The organism is uncultured Aquimarina sp. (genome assembly GCF_947492965.1).
Lineage (GTDB): Bacteria > Bacteroidota > Bacteroidia > Flavobacteriales > Flavobacteriaceae > Aquimarina.
This window is the reverse complement of the sequence record NZ_CANLOZ010000003.1, coordinates 19,331-40,338: the sequence shown is the minus strand read 5'-3', so window position 1 is coordinate 40,338 and position 21,008 is coordinate 19,331. Positions and strand designations below refer to the sequence as shown.

24 protein-coding genes and 1 riboswitch are annotated in these 21,008 nt (G+C 33.2%); of the genes, 4 read left to right on the top strand and 20 right to left on the bottom strand.

Translation table 11 applies throughout. The features are described 5' to 3' along the window. Position 1: 1 nt before the first annotated feature. Positions 2-370 carry a hypothetical protein gene (locus Q1B37_RS08355; protein WP_299897772.1) on the top strand — a complete coding sequence of 123 codons (369 nt, stop codon included), beginning with the start codon at positions 2-4 and terminating at the stop codon, positions 368-370. Here Q1B37_RS08355 and Q1B37_RS08350 read toward each other — a convergent pair. The 3 genes from Q1B37_RS08350 to greA form a co-directional block, all read right to left on the bottom strand. Continuing rightward, positions 367-783: a thioesterase family protein gene (locus Q1B37_RS08350; protein WP_299897769.1), complete on the bottom strand. Its 417-nt coding sequence runs from the start codon at positions 781-783 to the stop codon at positions 367-369. The genes Q1B37_RS08355 and Q1B37_RS08350 overlap by 4 nt on opposite strands. Continuing rightward, entirely contained in the window at positions 784-1,173 is a 390-nt protein-coding gene (locus Q1B37_RS08345; protein WP_299605044.1) for an HIT family protein, read from the bottom strand. 121 nt (positions 1,174-1,294) lie between these two features. Next, entirely contained in the window at positions 1,295-1,771 is a 477-nt protein-coding gene (greA, locus tag Q1B37_RS08340) for a transcription elongation factor GreA (RefSeq protein ID WP_299605043.1), read from the bottom strand. 166 nt (positions 1,772-1,937) lie between these two features. On the opposite strand from greA, the gene Q1B37_RS08335 reads away from it, so the two are divergent. Next, on the top strand, positions 1,938-2,372 hold the full coding sequence (locus Q1B37_RS08335) for a hypothetical protein (protein WP_299605041.1): 435 nt from the start codon (positions 1,938-1,940) through the stop codon (positions 2,370-2,372). On the opposite strand, the gene moeB is transcribed toward Q1B37_RS08335, so the two are convergent. The 8 genes from moeB to thiS are packed head-to-tail and all read right to left on the bottom strand — an operon-like array spanning position 2,369 to position 9,608. After that, positions 2,369-3,430: a molybdopterin-synthase adenylyltransferase MoeB gene (gene moeB, locus Q1B37_RS08330; RefSeq protein ID WP_299897766.1), complete on the bottom strand. Its 1,062-nt coding sequence runs from the start codon at positions 3,428-3,430 to the stop codon at positions 2,369-2,371. The genes Q1B37_RS08335 and moeB overlap by 4 nt on opposite strands. A gap of 26 nt (positions 3,431-3,456) precedes the next feature. Then, positions 3,457-4,569 carry a 2-iminoacetate synthase ThiH gene (gene thiH / locus Q1B37_RS08325; protein WP_299897763.1) on the bottom strand — a complete coding sequence of 371 codons (1,113 nt, stop codon included), beginning with the start codon at positions 4,567-4,569 and terminating at the stop codon, positions 3,457-3,459. Next, positions 4,562-5,332, bottom strand: coding sequence for a thiazole synthase (locus tag Q1B37_RS08320; RefSeq protein WP_299897759.1), 771 nt, complete (start codon positions 5,330-5,332; stop codon positions 4,562-4,564). The genes thiH and Q1B37_RS08320 overlap by 8 nt, the downstream gene beginning before the upstream one ends. Positions 5,333-5,358: 26 nt before the next feature. Next, positions 5,359-5,988, bottom strand: a complete 630-nt coding sequence (locus Q1B37_RS08315; RefSeq protein WP_299897750.1) for a thiamine phosphate synthase — start codon at positions 5,986-5,988, stop codon at positions 5,359-5,361. Between the two features lie 36 nt (positions 5,989-6,024). Further along, on the bottom strand, positions 6,025-6,807 hold the full coding sequence (locus Q1B37_RS08310) for a hydroxymethylpyrimidine/phosphomethylpyrimidine kinase (protein WP_299605031.1): 783 nt from the start codon (positions 6,805-6,807) through the stop codon (positions 6,025-6,027). A gap of 6 nt (positions 6,808-6,813) precedes the next feature. Continuing rightward, entirely contained in the window at positions 6,814-7,449 is a 636-nt protein-coding gene (locus tag Q1B37_RS08305) for a thiamine phosphate synthase (RefSeq protein ID WP_299897747.1), read from the bottom strand. A gap of 53 nt (positions 7,450-7,502) precedes the next feature. Beyond that, complete coding sequence (gene thiC / locus Q1B37_RS08300) at positions 7,503-9,362, bottom strand: phosphomethylpyrimidine synthase ThiC (protein WP_299897744.1); 1,860 nt, start codon at positions 9,360-9,362, stop codon at positions 7,503-7,505. A gap of 45 nt (positions 9,363-9,407) precedes the next feature. Continuing rightward, positions 9,408-9,608 carry a sulfur carrier protein ThiS gene (thiS, locus tag Q1B37_RS08295; RefSeq protein WP_299897741.1) on the bottom strand — a complete coding sequence of 67 codons (201 nt, stop codon included), beginning with the start codon at positions 9,606-9,608 and terminating at the stop codon, positions 9,408-9,410. 68 nt (positions 9,609-9,676) lie between these two features. Then, a riboswitch (TPP riboswitch) is annotated at positions 9,677-9,773 on the bottom strand. A 319-nt stretch (positions 9,774-10,092) separates the two neighbouring features. On the opposite strand from thiS, the gene Q1B37_RS08290 reads away from it, so the two are divergent. Then, positions 10,093-12,537, top strand: coding sequence for an ATP-binding protein (locus Q1B37_RS08290; RefSeq protein ID WP_299897738.1), 2,445 nt, complete (start codon positions 10,093-10,095; stop codon positions 12,535-12,537). Here Q1B37_RS08290 and Q1B37_RS08285 read toward each other — a convergent pair. The 5 genes from Q1B37_RS08285 to Q1B37_RS08265 all read right to left on the bottom strand — a co-directional run bounded on the left by Q1B37_RS08285 (position 12,534) and on the right by Q1B37_RS08265 (position 17,355). Next, on the bottom strand, positions 12,534-13,883 hold the full coding sequence (locus Q1B37_RS08285) for a sigma-54 dependent transcriptional regulator (protein ID WP_299897736.1): 1,350 nt from the start codon (positions 13,881-13,883) through the stop codon (positions 12,534-12,536). The two genes, Q1B37_RS08290 and Q1B37_RS08285, sit on opposite strands and share 4 nt — an antisense overlap. A 182-nt stretch (positions 13,884-14,065) precedes the next feature. After that, positions 14,066-14,395 carry a hypothetical protein gene (locus Q1B37_RS08280; protein WP_299605019.1) on the bottom strand — a complete coding sequence of 110 codons (330 nt, stop codon included), beginning with the start codon at positions 14,393-14,395 and terminating at the stop codon, positions 14,066-14,068. 199 nt (positions 14,396-14,594) lie between these two features. Next, the gene (gene arfB / locus Q1B37_RS08275; RefSeq protein ID WP_299897733.1) at positions 14,595-14,996 is read right to left on the bottom strand and encodes an alternative ribosome rescue aminoacyl-tRNA hydrolase ArfB; all 402 of its coding nucleotides are present in this window, start codon (positions 14,994-14,996) and stop codon (positions 14,595-14,597) included. Further along, positions 14,993-16,558: a DUF4301 family protein gene (locus tag Q1B37_RS08270; RefSeq protein ID WP_299605015.1), complete on the bottom strand. Its 1,566-nt coding sequence runs from the start codon at positions 16,556-16,558 to the stop codon at positions 14,993-14,995. Before Q1B37_RS08270 ends, arfB begins: the two co-directional genes overlap by 4 nt. A 167-nt stretch (positions 16,559-16,725) precedes the next feature. Next, entirely contained in the window at positions 16,726-17,355 is a 630-nt protein-coding gene (locus tag Q1B37_RS08265; protein ID WP_299897730.1) for a 4'-phosphopantetheinyl transferase superfamily protein, read from the bottom strand. A 137-nt stretch (positions 17,356-17,492) separates the two neighbouring features. Between Q1B37_RS08265 and ahcY the strand changes: the two genes are divergently transcribed. After that, the gene (ahcY, locus tag Q1B37_RS08260; protein WP_299605012.1) at positions 17,493-18,809 is read left to right on the top strand and encodes an adenosylhomocysteinase; all 1,317 of its coding nucleotides are present in this window, start codon (positions 17,493-17,495) and stop codon (positions 18,807-18,809) included. 129 nt (positions 18,810-18,938) lie between these two features. Here ahcY and Q1B37_RS08255 read toward each other — a convergent pair whose 3' ends face one another. The 4 genes from Q1B37_RS08255 to Q1B37_RS08240 form a co-directional block, all read right to left on the bottom strand. After that, positions 18,939-19,277, bottom strand: coding sequence for a hypothetical protein (locus tag Q1B37_RS08255; RefSeq protein WP_299897727.1), 339 nt, complete (start codon positions 19,275-19,277; stop codon positions 18,939-18,941). Between the two features lie 94 nt (positions 19,278-19,371). Next, positions 19,372-19,632 (bottom strand): 50S ribosomal protein L27, encoded by a 261-nt coding sequence (gene rpmA / locus Q1B37_RS08250; RefSeq protein WP_211073876.1) that lies wholly within the window; start codon positions 19,630-19,632, stop codon positions 19,372-19,374. A gap of 45 nt (positions 19,633-19,677) precedes the next feature. After that, positions 19,678-20,343 carry a 50S ribosomal protein L21 gene (gene rplU, locus Q1B37_RS08245; protein WP_299897724.1) on the bottom strand — a complete coding sequence of 222 codons (666 nt, stop codon included), beginning with the start codon at positions 20,341-20,343 and terminating at the stop codon, positions 19,678-19,680. 96 nt (positions 20,344-20,439) lie between these two features. Further along, positions 20,440-20,913 (bottom strand): DUF4199 domain-containing protein, encoded by a 474-nt coding sequence (locus tag Q1B37_RS08240; RefSeq protein WP_299897720.1) that lies wholly within the window; start codon positions 20,911-20,913, stop codon positions 20,440-20,442. Positions 20,914-21,008 lie beyond the last annotated feature (95 nt).

Sequence of the window (21,008 nt, the reverse complement as noted above, 5' to 3'; positions counted from 1 at the left end):
CGTGAAAACTGAGTATATCATTTTAAAAAACACCATTCTAAATAACAATTGTCCTGAATGTTACGCTACAAAAAGCCTACAACTTTCTTTTAAACAAAAAAAGGTTCTTTCTAAATTATACATTAAAACAGAAAAGGATGTTATAGAAAGTATGGATTGCCAAAAATGTGGCACCACTATCTACCCTGGTCGATGGACCGATGATATCGAAAGAGTTTATGAATATCATAAGAAAACGATATCCGTAGCATCTTCTGGAATCAGATTTACTAAACTATTTTACGCAATACTCTTTTTACTTATTCTGATAGTTTCTTGTGCTATTGGAGCATTTCTATTTTTCCCGGATCTTTTTACTGATAAACTCTAAGCATATTCATTCATTACTGCTCTAAGATCCTCAGGAATAACAAATGTTTTATCAATATTAAAGTCAAAACAAACAGCTACATCGTTACCAACAGCACATAAAGTACCATCATCATTGTAAAGTTCGTGATACAAACCAAAACTTGAATTTTTGATATAAGCTACTTTTGTTTTTATCAATACATTTCCAGGAAAAAATAAAGGATTTTTGAAATCACATTTGGTAGAAACCAACATAGGTCCTTTTTTGGTTGCTGCATATAATTTTGCCAAACCAGACACCTCCCAAAACTGAACACGCGCACTCTGCATGTATTTCATGAAGTTAACATTATTTACGTGCTGATAGGTATCCATTTCACTCCAATCAATCCTAAGCTGTAGTGAAAGTTTAAATTCTGAAGAGGTACTCATTTACAAATTAGATTGAATCTTTTCGGCTAATGTTTCAAACTCTTCTTTACTCATTGATACTTTATGCTGAAATGTCATCTCTCTCATATCATTAAGTGGAATTAAATGCACATGAACATGAGGTACTTCTAGACCCACTACAGCAACCCCAACTCTTAGACAGGGTACAGATTTTTCAATTGCCTTTGCTACTTTACGAGAAAAACGCATCAGTTCTATATAAGTTTCTTCGTCTAGATCAAAGATTTTATCTTCTTCCTTTTTTGGAATGCATAGCGTATGCCCTTTGGCATTAGGGTTAATATCTAAGAAAGCATAAAAGTGCTCATCTTCTGCAACTTTATATGAGGGTATTTCACCAGCAACTATTTTCGTAAAAAGGGTAGACATTTGTTATAAATTTTGGTTGGTTTATTGTTACGAAATATAGAACATTTCTAGGAAAATAATAATCATAAAAAAACCTTTCTCATTTTTTTAAGAAAGGTTTTCGTATTCTATGTTATTTATACTATTCTCTTGTTATTTCTACTACATCAAACTTCATAATTCCGTTAGGAACTTGAATCTCTGCTACCTCTCCAACGCTTTTACCTAGAAGACCTTTGCCGATTGGAGAATCTACCGATATTTTTCCAGTTTTAAGATCTGCCTCACTTTGTGCTACTAGTTTATACGTCATTTGAGCACCATTAGTTTGGTTTTTTATCTTTACCGTAGAATGTATTAGCACTTTTGAAGTATCTAACTGAGATTCATCAATAAGACGAGCTCCAGCCAAAGTCTCTTCTAATTTAGAAATTCTCATTTCTAAAAGTCCTTGTGCTTCTTTTGCCGCATCATATTCGGCATTTTCACTTAAATCTCCTTTATCACGTGCTTCTGCAATTGCTTGTGATGCTTTAGGTCTTTCTATATCTTTAAGGTTATTTAACTCGTCTCTTAATTTTTTTAGCCCTTCTGCAGTGTAATAGGATACTTTGCTCATAACTTCATCGTTTATATAAATACAAAAAATCCCATAGCTATGGGACTTTATCTAAAACAAATATAAGAAAAAATAATACCGAATCACATTTTTGACTAATTTGGTCGTTTAAAAAATCCCTGTTTTTGTAAATAAAGAATATCTTTCTTTTTTTAAGAGTAAACAAATGAAAAAAATACTATTTATACTATCCATTTCGCTATGTATCATTTCTTGTAGTAGTGATGATAATCGTTCTAATAACCCTAACCTTCCGTCAATCAGTTTTAACCATACGGTAAATTTAGATCTTCCACAATTTAATGATCTTAAATTTCCTGGAAACTCTGAAGTAATAGGAATTGAAGGAGTTGGTATCAAAGGTGTGATTATCTACAATGTTGACAACACATTATATTCTGCTTTTGAACTTAGCGATCCTAATATTACTCCAAGTGACTGTTCAGCTCTAAATGTAACTGGTATTAGAGCCGAATCTAATTGTGGCAATGATAATGCTTATGAAATTATAAATGGGCAGCAATTAGAAGGAGAAGGTGGTTTTCCTTTATTGAGATATCAGATTAGAAGAGAAGGAAACATTTTAGTAATTTCTAATTAAAACGTAGACAATCCATTACTTAAATTAATGAGATGAAGATCATTTCTTTTTTCTCTAATAAGTTCTATTGCTCTTTTACTACGAATTCCTGATTGACAACAAACCACAATTGGTTTGTTCCCATTCAATTCCATTATATGATCCGAAATACTTTCTAAAGGAATATGCGTACCGCCTATGTTAAAATGATTAAACTCTTCGAAAGATCTGACATCTAAAATTTGATAATCTTCTATATGTTTTTTCAGTTCTACTGCATTGATTTCTTCAAAACCATAAGAACTTATTCCGCAGAAAAAATCGTAATCCTCTTCTAGTTGGTCTATTTCAATATCATGATTTTTCTTGAATGCAATGACCTGCTGTTGCATCGTTAGCGTATCAAAATAAAAAAGCTTTCCTCGTAATACTTCTCCAATTCCTGTAACCATTTTGATTACTTCATTGGCTTGAAGACTTCCAATAATACCTGGTAACACCCCCAAAACGCCTATGTCAGAACAATTAGGAACAGCTCCTGGAGACGGAGGAGAAGGAAATAAACAACGATATGTTGGTCCATCCTTATAATTTAAGACAGAAACTTGTCCTTGAAATTTAAAAATAGATCCAAAAACTAGCGGTTTATCAGCTAGTACACAAGCATCATTCACTAAGTATCTGGTCGGAAAATTATCGCTTCCATCCACTATAATATCATAGTCTGAAAATAGTTCTACAGCATTGTCATTATCTAGTAATTCTTCATATACCTTAAAAAAAACAAAAGGATTTATTGCAGCTAACCTTTCTGAAGCTACTCTAGCTTTTGACTTTCCTATATCATTAATCGTGTATAAAACTTGTCTTTGTAAGTTAGTTTGATCAACTACATCATTATCAATAATACCAATCGTTCCAACTCCTGCGGCAGTAAGATATTGTAAAATTGGACATCCTAAACCACCTGCACCGATAACTAAAACTTTGGCAGATTTTAATTTTTCTTGCCCTTCGACACCTATCTCATCGAGTAAAATATGGCGACTATATTGAATGTTTTCTTCTTTGTTTAACATATGCAGTACTGACTTATCCTTAGTTATTATTGCCAATTATGTGCCCAATCTTTCCAAACTACTTCTAAACCTTTAGATTTTAGCATAGTGACCACTTCTTCGGTAGAACGCTCATCAGAAATTTCGAACTGTTCCAAAGATTGAGGTTCTACAGCATATCCTCCAGGATTTGTTTTAGATTCTGCACTTATAGAAGTAATACCTAGATTGACAATATTTTCTCTAAAAACTTCACTCTCACGAGTAGACATAGATAACTCCACATCTTCATCTAATAATCGAAATGCGCATATTAATTGTACTAAATCCGAATCTGTCATTTCTACTTTAGGCTCTAATCCTCCACTATGCGGTCGTAACCTCGGAAATGATATAGAGTATTTAGTTTTCCAATACGTTTTTTGAAGATATTGTAAATGCAACGCAGTAAAAAAACTATCTGCTCTCCAATCTTCCAACCCAAACAAAGCTCCTAACCCTATTTTATGAATTCCTGCACGTCCTAATCGATCTGGAGTTTCTAACCTATAGTCAAAATTAGACTTTCTCCCTTTTGGGTGATGCTTCTTATACTCTTCTTTATGGTAAGTTTCCTGATACACCAACACTGCATACAAACCACTTTCTATAAGCAACTCATAATCCGGTTGATCTAATGGTTGTACTTCTATAGTGATATTTGCAAACTTCGACTGAATTAACTGTATCGCATTATTGATATAAGATACACCTACAGTTCTATTCGCCTCGCCGGTAACTAATAAAATATGATCATATCCTTTTGACTTTAAATATGCTACTTCCGTAAGTATTTCCTCATCGGTCAAAGTTCTTCGAGGAATTTTATTAGTCATACTAAAACCGCAATATGTACAAATGTTTTGACATTCATTACTAAGATACATGGGTGCATACATCTGTATGGTATTCCCAAATCGTTTCTTAGTAAGTTGATAACTTAATTGTGCCATTTGCTCCAAATACGGTTTTGCGGCTGGAGAAATTAACGCTTTAAAATCCTCAATAGTTCTTTTCGAAGTATATAAAGCTTGCTGAACATCTTGTTCATTTTTTTGTAAAATATCGGAAAGCACATCGTTCCAATCAAACTTATCGAATATGTCTTTGAAACTACTCATTCAAAAAACTTGTTAATGGACTACTTGCTTCTGCGTGCTTTTTAACTGGCGCTAATTTTGCATTATAAGCTAGCCTACCTGCTTTAACAGCCATTCTAAAAGCCTCTGCCATAGCAATAGGCTCCTGAGAAACTGCAATCGCCGTATTTACCAATACAGCATCTGCCCCAATTTCCATAGCAAAAGCAGCATGTGATGGACTACCGATACCTGCATCTACAATTACAGGGACGTTACTTTGATCAATGATTATTTCTAAAAAATCAAATGTCTTTAAACCTTTATTACTTCCTATTGGCGCTCCTAAAGGCATAACACATTGCGTTCCTACCTCTTCGAGTCTTTTGCACAAAACAGGATCGGCATGAATATAAGGCATTACTACAAATCCTAATTTTACAAGCTCTTCTGCCGCTTTTAAAGTCTCTATAGGATCTGGTAACAAATATTTTGGATCGGGATGAATCTCTAATTTGATCCAATTCGTTTCTAAAGCTTCTCTTGCCATCTGGGCAGCAAAAATAGCTTCTTTGGCATCTCTAACTCCCGACGTATTTGGTAATAAATTAATTCTGGGATGATCTAAATGCCCTAATATATCATCATTATTATCTTCGACATCCACCCTTTTTAGAGCAACTGTTATCAATTCGCTTTCTGATGCTAATAACGATTTTCTCATTAGATCAGAGGAACTAAATTTTCCTGTACCTGTAAATAATCTAGATGAAAACTCTTTATCTGCAATTTTTAATGTATCCATGTTTCTTTTAATTCATTCAATATGCATCAGCTCTTGACCATTATAAGGTCTTTTAAGTTTTGTACTCTTTCTTCTAATTGCTCTTGGTTGGTCAACATTCCAGAAACAGCAATTCCAGATACACCAGTTTCCATAATACCAGCAATATCTTCTTCAACAATACCACCAATCGCTACAATTGGCATTTCTATTTCCTGAACTCCTAATTCTGATATAACAGATCGATATCCTTCAATTCCAAGAATAGGACTTAATTTTTCTTTGGTTGTAGTATATCTAAAAGGACCAAGGCCAATATAATCTACTCCATCATTCTTATGTTGTATACAGTCCTGCAGTGTATTTGCAGTACCTCCAATAATAAAATTAGGACCTAAAATATTTCTGGCTTCTTTAGGGTTCATATCATTTAATCCTAAATGCACTCCATCTGCCTGCGATGCCTGCGCGATACTCACGCTATCGTTTACGATCATAATCGCTCCGTACTGATCACAGATTTCTCTACATTTTAGAGCAGTATTTAAAATGGTAGCTGGATCTTCTTTTTTTAGACGTAATTGCACCCATCTTACACCTGCTTCACAAACTTCTCCTATATGCTGCAAATGCTCTTGTGGAGAATTTCCTTGTGATATATATTGTAAGTTTATCATATTAATACATTCTTAACTTCTTCAACTACTTAACTACTAAAACTTATGATAGCCCAATAATGTCTTATTAGACCTTAATACATTTTCTGTATATCTTTTTCCTCTAAAACATGCTTTCAATAAAGGAAAACCTAAAGCCAAATATGCAGCAACAGCAGATGATAATACACAACCACTACCATGTTTTTCTGTGATTCTATTGCGCTTTGGGTTTAATGTAAAACAATTACCTTTTTTAGTATACAATTCATCCTTACCAACCATTTCTTTGCGATGCCCTCCTTTTAGAAGCAGATTCGTATAGCCAGAAATATGATTTATAGTTTCTTTTATGTTCTTATCATTATACAGTTTTTCGATCTCTTCGTAATTAGGAGTAATTAGATATATCTTTTGCAAGACTTCTTCGAAGTACTTTTTATCATCTTTACTATCTTCATGATCTAGTTTTTCACTTTCGGAATGAAAATCATAGGAAGAGCTAGATCTCAATACTGGATCCAAAATGATTTTTATCTTACTATTATTTTTCAATAAAAAATCGATAATTTCATTTAGTACTTTCCAATTCTGAACAATTCCGATCTTCACGAAGTCAATGCTAAACTTTTTAAAAAGAATCGCAATTTGATTTTTTATCAACTCAATATCATTCCATATACATGCTTCAAAATCAGTATCATTTTGTATCGTATTGGCGGTACATACCGCAAATCCGTAACACTTTAAAGCCTCCATCGTTTTAATATCAGCCGTTAATCCAGCTCCCGATGAAGGATCAAAACCGGCAATTGTTAATACATTAGGACGCTTTTTCATACACTCTCAATTCATAATCCTAACAACAGCATCATGAACATCTTTAATCTTAATAAAACTTTTTATTGGATCTTCTGAATTCCAAACACCTCCTAAAATTCCAACCCCTTTAAATCCTAAATCATAGGTTTTTTGTAGTGTGCTTTCATTGATACCGCCCATACCAATTATAGTATGATCCATATCAGTTACATCGAAACCTTTACCTTCATATCCAGCTTTAGATATAGAACCAAAAACAGGACTTAATAGCACATATTCAAAAGCAGCTTTACAGTCCCTAATATCTTCTTTGGAATGGAAAGAACTCGTTACAGAAAAACCTTTGTTTTTATAGACTTGAATAGTTACTTCTAAAGCATCTTCCAGATCAATTCTTGCTTGTTCTTGCAGGTGAATCCCTCTTAGATTATACTGTTGTGTTAACTCAGGAAATTGATGTGTCATAATTCTATTATGATACTTTCTGTCTATCTGGTCCAAAAGTGAGCGATATCCATCTATCGTAAATGTAGGTTTACGTAGATGCAATATTTCTAAGCCTTCTTTAAACAATTGATTAATTTGTTCTGCCTCATTTGGCAAAGCTCTTTCTGATGTAAGCACGATGATCATTTTTCTGCTTGCTATTCTATTATACATGGAATCGGGTACAAGATTCGATCTCCGATACCCAACTCCAAATACCTTGATACTTATAGATAAACTTCGCTTCCTTTTTCTTTAAACTCTTCTGCTTTTTCTTGCATTCCTTGTTCTAGCGCTCTCTGATCATCGATTTCCTTTTTAGCGGCATAATCTCGTACTTCTTGAGATATTTTCATTGAGCAGAATTTTGGACCACACATACTACAGAAATGAGCGATTTTTGCTCCTTCTGCGGGTAAGGTCTCGTCATGATATTCTCTTGCTCTTTCTGGATCTAAGGCAAGATTAAATTGATCTTCCCATCTGAACTCAAATCGTGCTTTACTCAAAGCATCATCTCTATGTTGTGCTCCTGGATGTCCTTTTGCCAAATCCGCGGCATGTGCTGCCAACTTGTAAGTAATCACTCCTGTTCTTACGTCTTCTTTATTAGGCAATCCTAAATGCTCTTTTGGAGTTACGTAACATAACATTGCAGTACCATACCATCCTATCATTGCCGCTCCAATTCCTGAAGTAATATGATCATATCCTGGCGCAATATCTGTAGTTAAAGGCCCTAATGTATAAAAAGGAGCTTCTCCACAAGCTTCTAACTGCTTATCCATGTTCTGCTTAATCATATGCATAGGTACATGACCTGGTCCTTCAATAAAAGTCTGCACATCATGCTTCCAGGCAATTTTTGTTAATTCACCTAGTGTTTCTAATTCTGCAAACTGGGCTTCATCATTAGCATCTGCAATACTTCCTGGACGTAAACCGTCTCCTAATGAAAATGCTACGTCATAAGACTTCATGATTTCACAAATCTCCTCGAAATGAGTATATAAAAAACTCTCTTTATGATGCGCTAAGCACCATTTTGCCATGATCGATCCTCCCCTAGATACAATTCCTGTAACTCTTTTAGCAGTCATTGGCACATATGCTAAACGTACACCTGCATGAATGGTAAAGTAATCTACTCCTTGCTCTGCTTGCTCAATTAAAGTATCTCTAAAAATTTCCCAGGTAAGATCTTCTGCCTTACCGTTTACTTTTTCCAACGCTTGATAAATTGGTACTGTCCCTATTGGTACAGGAGAGTTACGAACAATCCACTCTCTGGTTTCGTGAATATTCTGACCTGTAGAAAGGTCCATAATATTATCCGCTCCCCAACGGCACGCCCATACAGCTTTTTCTACCTCTTCTTCGATACTGGAAGTAGTTGCCGAATTACCAATATTAGCATTAATTTTTACCAAAAAGTTACGCCCTAAAATCATTGGCTCTGCTTCTGGATGATTAATATTAGAAGGAATTACTGCTCTACCTCTTGCTACTTCCTCTCTTACAAACTCTGCAGTAATTTTCTTAGGAATACTCGCCCCAAAATCCTGACCTGGATGCTGTTTGGCAATTCTAGTTGCTTCCTCTATTTTTTGATTTTCTCTAATGGCAACATATTCCATTTCTGGGGTAATGATTCCTTGCTTTGCATAATACATTTGAGAAACATTCTTACCAGCTTTTGCCCTTTTTGGTTTTCTAAGATGGTTGAATCTTAGGTGATCTAAACTTGGGTCATTTAGCCTTTGATTACAGTATTCAGAAGAAAAACCATCTAGCTCTTCGACATCACCACGATCTAATATCCATTGCTCTCTTATACGTTCAATTCCATTATGAACATTAATTTCTTTGGTAGGATCTGTATAGGGTCCACTTGTATCATATACTACTACAGGCTCATTTGCTGTTTTTTTACGAGTCATCGAATCTACTGTATCACTCAATTCTATTTCCCGCATCGCCACATTGATCTGTGGATGGATACTTCCTTTTACATATACTTTTTTAGAGTTGGGAAAAGGTGTTGTAGTAATTTTTTCTTGCTGTGGTGCGGTATCTTTTTTCTTCATAAACATGTTGTTTTAGCTTCTGGTAATCGTTTATCTGTAATGTATTTATCCTCCTTGAGTAGCTTGAATTATAGTAATATTATCGCTTACTTTGATTAAAGTCTGGCTCCATTCTTTTTTGGTAACAACTTCATTATTTATTGCTATTGCAATTCCATCTTTAGCAATGGATAGCTGCTCTAACAAAGATGTTATGGAACTATTTTCGGAAATAGTTTTTTCTTGATTATTAACGTTTATGGTCATTCTAAAATCTTAAATCCATAAACTTTAGGCACATACCTATAACGAGAAGAAAAATCACATACAATAATGCAGTGACATTAACTTTTCCCTTCATCAGTATTAACTGCATCAGGTTCGAAGGGTATTTCTCAGACTCCTTTTTCGGAGACACCCCTAAAGTTTATTTGGTAAAGGTAAGGAATCTAAAAATAAATACAGTATCTACTTTCCTATTTATAAACTTTTTATGAAAATATAAAGTCTAGATGCTAGAGAAAGACAAGGGTAATCCTTGTTCAAAACAAAATGCTATATGTGAGTTGTATCATCAATAAACAAGGTGGTTCCAATGATTTATTGTAAATTTATAAATCGGTTAAACAATGCTTCTCCTTTTTTGAAGTTAGTATACTAAGAAATAAGTTATTACTATCAATTTAAATCTAATTAAATTGATTATTAGAGATTCCTCTTTTAAAATTGGAAACTCAATACATATAAACCAATGAAAAATACCAAACGTGCTATAACATCAAAGGTAATTATTAGCTATAGTCTTGCGACCGTTTTGGCCGTTCTTTCTTTTTGGATAATCTATAGTCAATTAAATAACTACACAGAAAGCACTAAAATAAAGAATGAAAATAATGAAAAATTAGTTCTTGTCGGAGAAGCTATTACCAGATTATATGAAGCGGAAAGCCTTACAAGAAATATCATTCAAACTTCTAATAAGAACAAGAAATTTCAAAACTACACTGCCAAAGTAGATTCTATTATTAATACGATCGATCAACTTGCATACGTTTCCTCCGATAGTGTTCAGATTAGAAAAATAGATAGTATTAAAATTTTAGTAGATAATAAAAATAAAAACTTTGCAGAGTTAATAGACATTTATAAACAACGTAATCGAAAAGGTACTTATCAAACAGCTATAGATGAGTTGAAAAAAACCAATTCTAACTTCGAAGATTATGACACCAACTATGAAAAACGTTTTAAAGACAAGTCTCCTGATAAGAGAAAACTTTTTTCTAATGTGATAGAATTATTAAAAAAGGACAATGAAAAAAGGTTAACCAACGAAACAGTAGAATCTCTTACCAATACGGTAAAGGAAGTACTTGCAGAATTAGAAGCAAAAGACCGGAGATATAGATATGAGATTTGGTATAAAGAAAACAAACTCTTAAAAAATGATCAGGTTATTACTCAAAAATTAAGAGATATTTTAGCTCATATTGAACAAAACGAGAGAAACGAATTTAAAAAGAGATTCCAAGCTTCGAGTGAGGTCATGGATAAAACCTTTACGTTTATCATTATTATCTCTGCAATAAGTCTTGTCATTGCTATTATTTTTATTGTATTAATTACTGGTGATATTTCTAAAAGTCAGAAATTCAGAAATGAATTGGAGAATGAAAAAACATACACAGAGTCTTTATTAAAAACCCGAGAATCTTTAATCAACACCGTTACTCATGACCTACGTTCTCCTCTAAACACAGTGATTGGATATTCTGATTTATTAGAAAAAACAGGATTAAACAATAAGCAAAAACATTATCTAGGTCATCTCAAAAAATCATCGGATTACATTCTACATTTAGTGAATGACTTGCTTGATCTATCAAAATTAGAGGCTGGTAGAATGGTGATCGAAGAATTACCTTTTTCTCCAAAAAAATTAATAATAAATACCATTACAAGCGTAATACCGGTAAATGATGCTAAAAACCTTGATATTTTTATCAATACCAAAAATGAACTAAAAAAACAATATTTAGGAGACCCTTTCCGTATCAAGCAGGTACTCACTAACTTGCTTAATAATGCGTATAAATTTACGGACGTAGGCTCCATTACGATTGATGCAGAAATTACGGAAAACGGGCTAGCAGAAAAAGAACTTAAAATCTCTGTTAAGGATACAGGAATTGGTATTACAAAAGAGCAACAAAAATACATCTTCGAAGAATTTTCTCAAGGCGATGATGACACTGAAAAAAAGTATGGTGGATTTGGTTTAGGCCTGGCTATCACAAAGAAAATAATCAAACTACTTAATGGTAAAATCCGCTTAGAAAGTGAACCTAATAAAGGAAGTAATTTTACGTTTTGCATACCTATTAAACTTGCTAAAAATCAAATTCCTGAAGAAGAACATGAAGTAGTAAAAATAGAACATTTCACAAATAAAAAAGCGCTTATTGTAGATGATGACCTAAGTCAATTAGATCTAACTAGTGAAGTTGTTTCACTTATGGGATTATCTTATGATATCTGTGAAAATGGTTTAGATGCTCTTGAACTTCTCAAAAAAAACAGCTATGACCTTATTCTTACAGATATTCAAATGCCCAAAATGGATGGTTTTGAACTTTTGAAAAATGTAAAAGAAGACTCAAAATATGTGGATACTCCAATTATCGCACTTTCAGGTAGAACCGATACTACAGCATCGGAATATGAAGTAGCAGGTTTTTCTAGTAGCTTGCGAAAACCATACGCACCACAGTCACTTATAGATCTGGTAGCATCCGTATTAAAAATTGATGCACCTGATATTGAATACGAAAACCCAATTACTGATCAGGAAGAAGAATCCGATTATTCTTTAAGTGATCTGATGCTTTTTGCACACGGAGATTCTGAATCTCTTTATGCTATTTTAGAAACCTTTTGCGATAGTACTACAGACCATATAAAAGAATTAAAAACAGCCGTATCAACTAATGATGGCGATCTAGAACAAATTAAAAGGTTAGCGCATAAAATGCTACCTATGTTTAAACAAATAAAAGCCAAGGAAATCGTACCTATATTAGATACACTTGAACATCTGGATGACTACGAACTAAACTCTGAAGAAGTTCTTTCTCTCACCAAAGAAGGGATACAAAAGATAGAAAACCTAATTGATAAGCTTAAAGTAAAACACTAAAGACTTATATCGTATTGCTTTAATTTATTGTAAAGTGTCTTCCTATCTATATCAAGCATGCGCGCAGCTTTTGCTTTATTACCATTAGCTTTTTCTAAGGCATCCAAAATCAATTCTTGTTCATTTTGGTTTTTAAACAACCCATAGGTTTGTTTCGCATTATGTGAAGCATATGCCACATCATTTGGTAATACATCTAGGGTAATCATATCATTTTGCGAAAGTAACACAGATCTTTTTACGATATTTTTTAATTCCCTTAGATTTCCAGGCCAATCATATTTCTTAAATGTGTCGAGAACCTCATCTGCAAAACCTACAACGTGCTTATCTAGCTCTATATTAGACTCTTCGAGAAAATAATTTGCGAACAACATTAAGTCCTCAATTCTATCCTTTAAAGGTGGAACTTTTATTGAAAATTCATTTAGTCTGTGATACAAATCCTCTCTAAATTCTCCTTCTTTTACAGCATTACTTAAATCCTCATTGGTAGCTGCAATCACTCGAATATCTACCTCTATCTCCTTATTACTTCCTACAGGCTTAATCTTTCTTTCTTGCAATGCTCTTAGCAACTGTACCTGTAATTCATAACTTAGGTTTCCAATTTCATCTAAAAATAGAGTTCCTCCATTCGCTGCTTCAAAATGACCTACCTTATCATTAACAGCACCCGTAAAAGAACCTTTTATATGTCCAAAAAATTCACTGGAAGCAATTTCTTTAGGAATTGCTCCACAATCTACGGGAACAAAAGGTTTATCTGCTCTCTTACTTGCTTTATGAATACTACTAGCTACATATTCTTTTCCTGTACCACTATCACCAATTACCAAAACAGACATTCTGGTAGGAGCCACTAAAGCTACATATTCATTTAGTTTTTTGGATGCATCACTAACTCCTTTGACAAAGGAATTATTCTGAGACACTACTACCTCTTCTTTTTTAGAAGATTCTTTTTTTACGGGTTGAGAAATATCCTTTACCTTTAAGGCATTTTCTAAAATTTGTAGTATTTTATCTGGATTAAATGGTTTAGAAACATAATCAAAAGCCCCTTGCTTAATAGCACTAACTGCCATATTAATTTCGGCATAACCAGTCATAATAACGACTTGCGTTTTTGGATTTTTTGCTCTAATATCATCTAATAAAGTAATTCCATCTCTATCTGGCAGTCTTACATCTGTAAGGACTATATCAAATGTATGTTCTTGAATTTGTAAAACAGCTTCACTACCAGAAAATGAGGTTGATACTTCATATCCTTTTTTTTGTAAAAAAGTCTTAAGCATTGTGCAAAAAGCCACATCATCTTCAACAATCAGTAATTTGGACATATGATATCATTTAATTCTAAATGTATTATATAAAATTAAATATTAAAAACATTTAATAATTCTCTTCTTCAAAGAAACGTAAAAAATAAAAAAGAGACCCTTGGGATTGGGTCTCTTTTTAGCACTAAACAACTTTATATCGTCTTTTGGTTGCAAAACGATATCCTTTTCTACCCCTAGATTTAAGATTTGTCGTCTGGCTTAATCCATTCGCCATTAGCGCTTGCAAATACAACTTTAGTATAGTTATCTTTACCTTTAAGGACAATTTTATAGGTATTATCCTTTGATATATAAGCTCTATAAATACGTAAGTTTTCAAAATCTTTAGCAGCTGCATCCTGAACCATCATAGGTAATTCTACAATTTCGATTTCAGTATATTCTTGCAGCTCATATTCGTAATCCATAAACTCCCATCCATCATTTTCAGCTAACTCATCCTGTGCTATCACTCCTTGTGCTGAAATAATACTTACTACTATCGCGATGATCATTTGTAAATTTTTCATTTTGTTAATATGTAAAAACTCGTTTTACGATTATATAGAAAGGAATAATTGTTCCAAAAAATAAGTAATACAGAAAAAACTGTAAAATACTGTAAAACAGTTTTTTACAAATTAAATGAAAAATCAAAAAACTGTGGAAACTCGTAAAATCCACATAAAAGTGTAGAAATTTTACACACTTTTTGATAAATGCGGCAAATCAAAAAAGTGGTTTCTTACGATTTGATTTTTTTAAGGAGTGTTGTTTTTTATTCTCTAACCTTTTTTTGACAGATACTTTTGTAGGCTTTGATGGTTTTCTGGACTTTTTCACCTGTAAGCTCGCTTTTAGAACATCTAAAAATCTAGTAATCACAAGTTCCTTATTTCTGTGCTGACTTCTTGTATCACCACATTGTAAGATCAAATGACCAGATTTTGTTATTCTAGAAGCAAGCTTATTAAAAATCTTTACTTTTTCTTCTTCTGTAATCCCTTTTGAATCTTGTATATGAAAACTAAGCTCTACTTTGGTGGACACCTTATTTACATGTTGACCACCAGCTCCAGAACTTCGTACAGATTTAAATTTCAATTCGCTGAGAAGAATAGAAGTATTCACGAAAAAAGTTTTACTTGATGAGCAGATTTAAGCAAATCATTTACAGTTTTTACAGGATTAAAAGTAGTAAGAGGAACCTCCACAAAAACACTAATCCAATTTGCCATGGCACCATTCCACAATCCTGGAAGTTCTAGCGCTTTCAAAACTTTTCCATTTAATGATTTAGTAGTTATGAATCCAGCATTTGGATCAATATATTGCGTTAAGTCAAATTTATTTCCTTTATAGTCTCTAACTCCACAAACCAGATCTACTGGATTAAAATGAGTAGCGCTTTCCAATATTTCACGTTGTCTATGATCCTGTGTATTAATCTGAGGAGTTTCTATAATCTGTAACACTAGCCTTCCATTATCCTTCTTAACCCAAAAAGGTCCTCCTCCAGGTTCTCCCTCATTAATTACCATCCCACAAACTCGGATCGGTCTATTTAAAGATTCCTGTAAAAATTCGATTTTATACTTCTCAGAAAATTTGTCAAAGTCTAAAGGCAAACGAACATTAAGTTGCTCTACCAAGAACTTCTTTATGTCAGTTAGCTCTGCTTCAGTTGGGGGTTTTTTGTCAATAGCATGTAATATTCTAAAAGCTTCTTCCTGAATTTCTATCAACTTACCGGCCAGTATCTTTTTATATCCAGAAACCTCATCCTGATATTTTCGAACGACCACATTATCAATATTCTTTATGTAGATAATATCAGAATCCAGTTCGTTTAAATTTTCGATCAATGCTCCGTGCCCTCCAGGCCTAAAAAACAAGGAACCTTTTTCCGTTCTGAAAGGTTCGTTATTTTCATCTACTGCAATAGTATCTGTTTCTGATTTCTGAAAAGAATAAGTAATGATAAAGTTAGTATCTGTTTTCTCCTCTACCTTTTTCTTAATTCTCTCAAACTCATCTTTAAATGCATCCAAGTGATCTTTTGAAATAGTAAAATGCAGTTTAGAATCTCCATTAACGCTTTTATTATACCCTGCAGCTTCGTATAAATGTTCCTCGAAAGAAGTAGCTATACTATTTGGATATTTATGAAATGGTAATAAACCTTTTGGATATGAACCAAAATTCAAACCTTTTTCTTTTAACATCATCTCAATAAATATATATAACTGACGTCCTTCAGAAAGAGACTCAAAATTAGGATACGAATTCTTCACATCTTGCATTACAGTTTCATAAAAAGGAAACTTTTCTAAACCAATCAGGAATAAACGTATAGCAGTTGCTTTTTCATGATTTGTATAAGAATTTAAACTCTCTTTTTTGTATTCGTAATTATCCAAAAACTTAAATAGGTCTTTGAACATTCTAGTTGCTGCACCAGATGCAGGAACAAACTTAATCGTATCTAAATCTGCGGACTTAGATTCATATAACTTAGTTAATTCGGTTTGATAATGGTCTGAAAACTTCAAAATACCATTCTCTAAACTTGCCGCACTCCTTAATGCAACAAAGGGAATTTCATTTTTAAAGGTTTCTATCTGGGATAATACCCGTTCTACAGTTAATCCTTTTGAGGTTATCAGCTTAATATCTTTATCTGTAATATTCACTTTTGTAAATTCTTTTATTAGTCAGAAACAAAAACACAGTATTCAATCTTGTTTTCAATTTTAACAGTTAGTTTCCGCTTCGAAAGTCTATTTTATAGTTATTATTCGGTTTATCAATATAAAATAAAAACGTGTAAAACCTAGTTATTTCTATTTTAAAAAATGATTTATATTGGTAAAGCATATACACAGGTAAAGCCTTCAAACTCTAAAAAAGTAATATCATAATAGCTAATTTTGTTTTTATAATGTAAACTTGCCGTTGTAAAAGGCATTCCGAGGTTAAATGGTGTTACATGAATATTTTGCTCAAAACTAAGACCTGCCGTTCCATATAATTTGTACAAAGACTCTTTGGCCCCCCAAATAACCGTCAAAACCCTAACCTTTTCTTCTTGAAATTGCTCGACAAATTCCTGTTCTGATTCCACAAATTTATGAGCAATCCTAACAATCTTATCTCGTTGCTTTTCGATATCAATTCCCACTAATTTATCACTAATTATAACACCAGCAAATTCATAGGAATGTGTAATAGAAATTTGTTTCCCATCTTTTAAATGTGGTTTCCCAAAATCGTCATAATATAAATCATGATCTGTATATCCAAAAATGGCTAATAAATGACGAACACTCATAAATCCCCTTCTATGCAGATCAGATTTCATATTGTCAACTCTATTTTGACAATGATCCGTAAGTTCAATTCCATCAGACAGATCTTCAAAAGACTCTTCTATCTTCCAAATCAATATATTAGTGGTTTCATCTACTGTTATAGTTTTGTAAAGAGGCATGCGAATTCTTAAAGTTATTATGTACCTTTGCAAACTGAAAATTAGGAGTGAAGACCTTAATTTTCGGGAAACGAATTTAGAATAATTTGGTGCGAAATACTAAAATTATTGCACTTGATAACTATAAAACAGATACTATGAGTACCAAAACAGTACCTTATGTTCCTTACAAAGTTAAAGACATTTCATTAGCTGCTTGGGGGAGAAAAGAAATTGAACTAGCAGAAGCAGAAATGCCAGGTCTTATGTCCTTAAGAGAAGAATATAAAGACGAGCAACCTCTTAAAGGAGCTCGTATTGCAGGTTGTCTACATATGACTATCCAAACTGCAGTACTAATCGAAACATTACAAGCTCTTGGAGCAGAGGTTACTTGGAGTTCATGTAATATTTTTTCTACTCAAGATCAGGCAGCAGCAGCAATTGCAGATGCTGGAATACCAGTATATGCATGGAAAGGAATGAATGAAGAAGAATTTGATTGGTGTATAGAGCAAACACTGTTTTTTGGAGAAGATCGTAAGCCATTAAATATGATTCTAGATGATGGTGGAGATTTAACAAACATGGTATTGGATAAATATCCAGAACTAGTGGATGGTATTAAAGGACTTTCTGAAGAAACCACTACTGGGGTTCACCGTTTATACGAAAGAATGAAAAACGGTACGTTGCCTATGCCAGCAATTAACGTAAATGATTCTGTTACTAAATCTAAATTTGACAACAAATACGGTTGTAAAGAGAGTGCGGTGGATGCCATAAGAAGAGCAACAGATGTAATGTTAGCTGGTAAACGTGTAATTGTTTGTGGATACGGAGATGTTGGTAAAGGAACAGCTGCATCATTTAGAGGTGCTGGTTCTATTGTTACGGTTACCGAAATAGATCCGATCTGTGCTTTACAAGCTGCAATGGACGGTTTCGAAGTTAAAAAACTAGAAACTGTAATCGGAAATGCGGATATTGTAATTACTACTACAGGTAACAAAGACATTGTACAAGGACATCATTTCGAAGCCCTTAAAGACAAAGCAATTGTTTGTAATATTGGACATTTCGATAACGAAATCGATATGGCGTGGTTAAATAAAAACTACGGAAATACAAAAGACACCATCAAACCACAAGTAGATAAATATAATATCAATGGTAATGATGTGATCATTCTTGCAGAAGGTCGTTTGGTGAATTTAGGATGTGCAACAGGTCACCCAAGTTTTGTAATGAGTAATTCTTTTACCAATCAAACTTTAGCACAAATAGAGCTTTGGAAACATAGCGAAAACTATAAAAACGAAGTATATATGCTACCAAAGCACTTAGATGAAAAGGTAGCTAAACTTCATTTAGCTAAAATCGGAGTAGAATTAACAGAATTACGAAAAGATCAAGCTGATTATATTGGTGTTACGGTAGAAGGACCATTTAAACCAGAACACTATAGATATTAATTAGGATAATATCTTAAAACGTATATTTTTACAAAAAACTCCTTGTTTATTAAACAAGGAGTTTTTTTATTGGTTTAAGCTATAAAAATTTGCAAACCTAATCTACAATACTAGTATACCATATTTAAGTTAATATTTCCGTTTCCGGAAAATATAACTCATCCATACCGGATCATTTTCTTCAGAAACTACAGATTGACGGTCTACGAACTCCCAATTGGCTGCATTCATATAATTCAACAAATCTGAAGTCCCATCTAGATCTTCAACTTCTTTAATCGAAATCGCTTTACCTTTTAAAGACTCCTGTTCTTCCACCTTTATTCTTTTAATACTTCCACTATTATTAGCTTTTTGGACAACTATGATTTCTAAATAATCATATTTTGGTATTTCCTGCGAGGCTACAGTGCTTACGATCAAAAGAAAAACAAAGCAAAGCACAATTCGGTTTAGTAGTAATTTCATAAAATTTAGGTTTAAAAGAAGTTTAATTCAAATAAAAAGCCCTTTTCAAGTTTATTTGAAAAGGGCTTCGTCTTTATTACAAAGGAAAATATTCTTATGCTTCAAAAGGAACTATAGAAACATAAGATTTATTATCTTTTTTCTTAGTGAATTTTACTACACCATCTACTTTAGCATGAAGTGTATGATCTTTACCAGCGTAAACGTTTTCACCTGGCTTATGTGCTGTACCTCTTTGTCTTACAATGATGTTTCCAGCTACGGCAGCTTGTCCACCAAAAATCTTAACACCTAATCGTTTCGATTCTGATTCTCTACCATTCTTCGAACTACCAACTCCTTTTTTATGAGCCATAATTTCTAGGTTTTATTATGTTAAACTTAAAATTGAATGAAGCAATTAAGCTTTACCACCATCCAATTCGTCTTGCCATTTCTTTAATTCGTCCCACTTCCCTTCAGCAGCTAATTTTGCTTGTGCAGGCCAAGTGTCTGTTACGTGGTTACCACGTACTTCAGCGATGATTTCTGAAATCTTAGCAGCATCAGTCTTTGCTAAATCAGCAAAAGTGGCGATTCCTGCTTCTACTAATGTAGATGCGATTTTTGGTCCAATACCTTCAATCTTTTTAAGATCATCTGCTTTCGCTTCCTTTTTAGGAGCAGCTTTCTTTGGTGCTTCTACTTTTTTCTCAGCTTTTACTTTTGGCTCAGCCTTCTTAGTTTCTTTCTTAGGAGCAGCTTTCTTAGCTCCAGAAGCAACAATACTTTCAATTACGATTTCAGTAAGAGATTGACGGTGACCATTTTTTACACGGTAACCTTTACGTCTCTTTTTCTTGAAAACAATAACTTTATCACCTCTTAGGTGTCTTGTGATTTTCGCTCCTACTTGAGCTCCATCTATAGCCGGGGCGCCTAAAGTAACATTATCTCCATCTGCAGTAAGAAGAACTTTATCGAAAGAAACTGTATCTCCCTCTTCTCCTGCTAAACGATGAACAAAAACTTTTTGGTCTTTCGCAACTTTAAATTGCTGCCCTGCTATCTCTACAATTGCGTACATAGCGTAACGTTTAATTAATTTTTTATATTTAAAGAACAACCGCCTATTAAATAAGCGGATGCAAATATACTGCTAATTAATTAACTGACAAATATTTTACGCCTTTATAGGGTGAGAATGATGCTTTTTCTTAATATTCCAACTTTCTTTAAATAATTGCATAAAGGATAAGGTAAGCACAAAAGTTGTAGCAAATCCCATTATGGCAGCTACAAATACCACAATACCAACTCCTACATGATAATGTGAACTCCAATTAGCCAGCATTTCTGGAAGAAAGCTTGTATTGATATTGGTAACGTATATAGCAAAGAAAATAGTAAAGATTAAAGTAGCATTAAATCCAGTAAATAAACCTGCCATAAATCCTTTTTGATATTCAAATTGACTTCCTTTTTCTAACTTATAATCCCTCATTGCTCTGTAGAGACCATAAGCAACAATAAAACCATTACCTAAACTAAAAGCTGGGTTGGTTTGTGCTCCAACTAATGATAAAAGTAAAAAATAAGCAATCAATCCAATTGCAATCAAAACACCATATTTAACAGGAATAGTAGACTTTTTCATAATTTTCTTGTTTAGTTTTTACAGTAATTTATAGATAATAAACGGCTTTTAACCTTAAAGAACTGTTAATTTATTAGTAACTAGCTATTTACAAC